This window comes from Pseudomonadota bacterium, from assembly GCA_016927275.1.
Lineage (GTDB): Bacteria > UBA10199 > UBA10199 > 2-02-FULL-44-16 > JAAZCA01 > JAFGMW01.
The window spans coordinates 1-4,822 of sequence record JAFGMW010000056.1 but is presented as its reverse complement, the minus strand read 5'-3'; the positions used below and the strand labels follow the sequence as shown (position 1 = coordinate 4,822).

Annotated in this window: 3 protein-coding genes; 2 read left to right on the top strand and 1 reads right to left on the bottom strand. The window is 63.6% G+C overall.

From position 1 onward, the window contains the following. Positions 1–1,106, bottom strand: a 1,106-nt coding sequence (locus JXA24_03450) for a tRNA modification GTPase (protein ID MBN1282811.1), incomplete at its 3' end; no start/stop codon positions are given. A 126-nt stretch (positions 1,107–1,232) separates the two neighbouring features. On the opposite strand from JXA24_03450, the gene JXA24_03445 reads away from it, so the two are divergent. Next, positions 1,233–3,671, top strand: a complete 2,439-nt coding sequence (locus JXA24_03445; protein MBN1282810.1) for an MMPL family transporter — start codon at positions 1,233–1,235, stop codon at positions 3,669–3,671. 104 nt (positions 3,672–3,775) lie between these two features. Continuing rightward, positions 3,776–4,780, top strand: coding sequence for a type I glyceraldehyde-3-phosphate dehydrogenase (gene gap / locus JXA24_03440; GenBank protein MBN1282809.1), 1,005 nt, complete (start codon positions 3,776–3,778; stop codon positions 4,778–4,780). Positions 4,781–4,822 lie beyond the last annotated feature (42 nt).

Here is a 4,822-nt window from a genome sequence, read left to right as displayed (position 1 = left end):
TCGAGCTCCTCGATGTCGAAGCGCTGCGGCAGGTCCGATTTGTTCACCACGAAGATCGCCTTCCTGCCGGACGCCCGCGCGATAACCTCGCGGTCCTCTCCGGAGAACTCGCGCGACCCGTCGAAGACGAGCAGGGCGATGTCGGCCGACGCTATCTCCGCGAGCGACCTCCCCACGCCGAGCGACTCGACCTCGCAGCCCGCAGCCCGCAGCCCGGCGGTGTCGCAGAAGGTGTAGCGCACCCCGCCGATCGAGGCGTCGCCCTCCACAACGTCGCGCGTGGTGCCGGGCTCGCGGTGCACGAGCGCGCGGTCGCGGCCCACGATCCTGTTGAGCAGGCTGGACTTGCCCGCGTTGGGCCTGCCGGCGATGGCGACCCTCACGCCCTCCTTCATCATGCGCCCGCAGCCGAAGGTGGAGGAGAGCCTCTCGCACAAGTCCCGCGCGGCGGAGATTCCCCAGGCGATCGCGCTGCAGCCGTCGATCCCCTCGTCGGGAAAATCGATCGAGGCCTCCACCTGCGCCCTGATCCCGGCGACGCGGCCCGCTATCTCCCTGATCTCGCGCGAGAGCCTGCCGTCGAGCTGCATGGCCGCGACCCTGGCCGCGCGGTCGCCCTGCGCTGCGATCAGGTCCGCCACCGCCTCGGCCTGGGCGAGGTCCATCTTGCCGGCCAGGAACGCGCGCCTGGTGAACTCGCCCGGGCCCGCCACCCTGGCCCCTGCGGCCACGCACGCCGCCACGATACCGGAGAGCACGGGCTGCGAGCCGTGGCAGGAGATCTCGACCACGTCGTCGCCGGTGTATGTGCGCGGAGCGGGCATCTTGACTGCAAGGACCCTGTCGATAAAGCCGGGACCTGGGACCTGGAACCTGGGACCCGGAAGATTCAAAACGGGTCCCCGGTCACTGGTCCCCGGTTCCGAAACGATCCTGCCCAGATACAGCTTCCGAGGCTCGAATTTCGAGGGGCGGACGCGGCCGCGCCATATCCTCTCGAGGATTGAAAAGGCCGCGGGGCCGCTCACGCGCACCACTCCTACCCCCCCGGCTCCCGGCGGGGTCGCGATCGCAGCGATTGTTTCCCCTGACGCAAAGTCGCTCACCGCCGGAGCCTTAGCCCCCGAGGGCCGCGCCTGTCAACCCTTCGGCGCATCTTTGGGTTAAATGATTTGCCACAGCCCCAAAGCTCTGTTAAGCCTCGCGGAACTCATCGATTTCAAGGAGTTGGGATGCTGGAGAGGATGGCCCGCACATACGCGAATCTCTCGGTGAAGCTCTTCATCCCGGCGGCCCTCTGCCTGGCGGCGCTGACATACTTCTCCGTGCCGAAGGCGGTCTCGCTCTTCAAGAACATAAAGACCGACTTCGCGACGCTCTTGCCCGACGACTACGCCTCCGTGGTGCGCTACAACGACGTGACCGACATCTTCGGCCAGCTCAAGAACCTCACCCTCATCATCGAGACGAAGGAGCCCGAGAAGCTCCAGGCCGCGATACCGAAGCTGGCCGGGTTTCTCGCAGCCGACCCCTCCATCGAAGAGGTGGACTGGCGCAAGCGCGGCTACGACTTCTTCGACGAGCACAAGCTCTTCTTCCCCTCGGTGGAGGACCTGCACGATCTGCGCGACAGGATCGACCGCAGGATACAGCGCGAGAAGCTGGGCGGCCTGTACATCTCCTTCGAGGACGACGAGGACGACAAGAAGGACACGTTCGGCGACCTCAAGGACAAGTACGAGGAGACGTACTCCGGCAAGATAACGAGCGAGTTCTACACCGACGACTCCGAGACCGTGTACCTCGTCAACATCTTCCCCAGGGGCGAGAAGCTCGACGTGGCCTACTTCAAGAAATTCGCGGCGCGGATAAAGGGGCGGATCGCCGAGTTCGACCTCGGCGCGCACGATCCGACCGCCCGCGTCCACTACACGGGCGGAGTCATCACAAGCGTCCACGAGTACGACTCGCTGACACGGGACCTCAAGGTGGCGGGGGCCGTGGCCGGCATCGCGATGCTCTCGCTGGTCATCCTGTACTTCAGGAAGCTCAGGGCCTCTCTCTTCGTCTTTCTGCCCCTCGGCTGCGGGCTGGTCTGGAACTTCGCGATCGCCTGGCACATGATAGGCCACCTCAACATGACAACCGCGTTTCTCTTCTCGATCATCTCAGGCCTCGGCATAGACTTCGGCATACTGCTCAACTCCAGGTACTACGAGGAGCGCGCGAGGGGCGCGGGGCTGGTCGAGGCGCTCTCGGCCATGCTCCTGCACACCGGCCGGTCGTCGTTCACGGCCGGTGCCACGACCGCGGCGGCGTTCCTCGTGCTGATAATCAACGACTTCAAGGGGTTCACCGAGTTCGGGCTCATCGCAGGGCTGGGCGTCATGGTGATACTGGCCGCCTATATCCTCATGCTGCCGTGCATGCGCGCGATCGAGGATGCGATCCCCTGGATCCGCAGCGTGAGATTTGAGACCGCGGACCTCAGGCTCGAGAGGCTCCTCGCCCTGCCCGGGCCGAAGATGCTGAAGGTCCTCGCGGCGTCGCTCGTCGTGTCTGCCCTGCTCGCGGCTGTCTTTCTGCGGTTCAATTTCAACTTCGCGCACATACGCGCGCCCAACCGGGCCCTCGAGCTGGCGCAGGAGCTGGAGCACAGGATCAACCCGCAGAGGGCGGTGCCCTCCGTGATACTCGTGCACTCCGAAAAGGACGCGAGGGCGGCCAAGCGCGCGGTCGAGAGGGTGCGGGACGAAAACCCGGGCACCCTCATAAGCAGCACGCGCAGCGTCTACAGCCTGGTGCCGGAGGAGCAGGAAAAGAAACTGCCGATCATGGCGGAGATCAAAAAACTGCTGGACGACGAAACGATCGAAAAGCTCGTCAAGGGCGAGGACAAGGAGAAGATAGAGGGGCTGAAGAGGTCGACCGGCGCCAGGCCGTTCACCATGAAGGACGTGCCCTCCAGCATCAAGGACTTCTTCGTGGACAAAAAGACCGGCGAGGAGAACCAGCTCGTCTACATATTCCTCAATCCCGAGGTCGACCTCAAGGACGGCAGGCTCGCAATGAGGCTCGCCGACGACATCCGCGAGATCAGGGCCGACGACGGCAAGGCCTACCACGCGGTCTCGAGCTCGGTCATCTTCGCGGACGTGCTCACCGTGATGCTCCGGGACTCGCCCAAGGCCGTCGCGCTCTCGTTCGTCGCGGTATTTCTGCTCCTCATGCTGGACTTTAGGCGCGCCAGGTTCACGCTCGTGGCCATGGTCCCCCTGTTGTGCGGGATAGCGCTGATGCTGGGGATCATGTCGGCGACAGGGATGGATTTCAACTTCTTCAACATGATCGTGCTGCCGATCATACTCGGCATGGGCATCGACTGCGGGGTGCACATGTTCCACCGCTTCCAGGAGGAGGGTTATCAAAACCTCCCCCGCGTGATGGCCACCACCGGCGGCTCCATCGTCATGACCACCCTCACCACCGTGGCCGGATTCTCAGGGATGATCTTCGCCCATCACAAGGGGCTCAGATCGATAGGCATGGCAGCCTCGGTGGGCCTCATTTCGATCCTCATTGTTAACTTATTGTTTTTCCCCGCAATTCTAACGAAGCTCTGGCCCGGGGCAGGGATCGGCAAAGGTGCCCAGACCGCCAAAAAAGATTGAAAAATCATGCCATTTAAGGATTGACGGCAAGGGGCAAAATCGTATACTCCGCCACCCTGTTGATCGACAAAATAACCAGATAAAATCATTTCTTAGGAGGAATCATGACGATTCGCATCGGCATCAACGGTTTCGGACGCATCGGTCGCTTCGCGCTCAGGGAGATCGCCAGGGGCAAGGGCATGAAGTGCGTGGGCGTCAACGACATCGTGGCCCCCGACGTGATGGCCCACCTGTTCAAATACGACTCTGCACACGGCCGCTTCGAGGGCGAGGTCTCAAGCAGCGAAAAATCGCTCAGGGTCAACGGCAGCGACATCCCGGTCACCTGTGAGAAAGACCCCGCAGCCCTCCCGTGGAAATCGATGGAGTGCGACATCGTGCTCGAGTGCACCGGCAAGTTCGTGACCCGCGAAGGGGCGGGTGCGCACCTGGCGGCCGGGGCGAAGCGCGTGATCATCTCCGCGCCGGCGAAGGAGAAGGACACCCCGACCTTCGTCTACGGCGTGAACCACGAGACCTACGACGCGGCGAAGGACGCCATCGTATCGGCGGCCAGCTGCACGACCAACTGCCTGGCCCCGGTGGCCAAGGTCCTGCAGGACAATTACGGCATCGAGCGCGGCTTCATGACCACCATCCACGCCTACACCAACGACCAGAAGCTGGTCGACTCGCCGCACAAGGATCTGCGCCGCGCGCGCGCCGCCGCGGTCTCCCAGATACCGACCACCACGGGCGCCGCCAAGGCGGTCGGCCTCGTGCTGCCGGCGCTCGCCGGCAAGCTCGACGGGATCGCGGTCCGCGTGCCGACAGTCAACGTGTCGCTGGTCGACCTCGTGGCGTCGCTCAGCAGGCAGGCGACCGCCGACGAGATCAACGCGGCCATGAAGAGGGCGGCCGACGGCGAGCTCAAGGGCATACTCAACTACGTCACCGACCCGTGCGTCTCCGTCGACTTCATGGGCGACAAGAACGCCTCCAACCTCGACGCCGGCTACACCAAGGTCATCGGCAACATGGTGAAGGTCCTCTCCTGGTACGACAACGAGATGGGCTTCACGCACCAGATGCTCAGGCTCGCGGAGTACATGGGCAAAAAGCTGTAAGGGGAAAGGGCCTTCATGACGATCAGATACATCGACGAGCTG

Coding starts and splice junctions, on each gene's coding strand:
- JXA24_03445 (MBN1282810.1), top strand. CDS start 1,233: ATGCTGGAGAGGATGGCCCGCACATACGCGAATCTCTCGGTGAAGCTC.
- gap (MBN1282809.1), top strand. CDS start 3,776: ATGACGATTCGCATCGGCATCAACGGTTTCGGACGCATCGGTCGCTTC.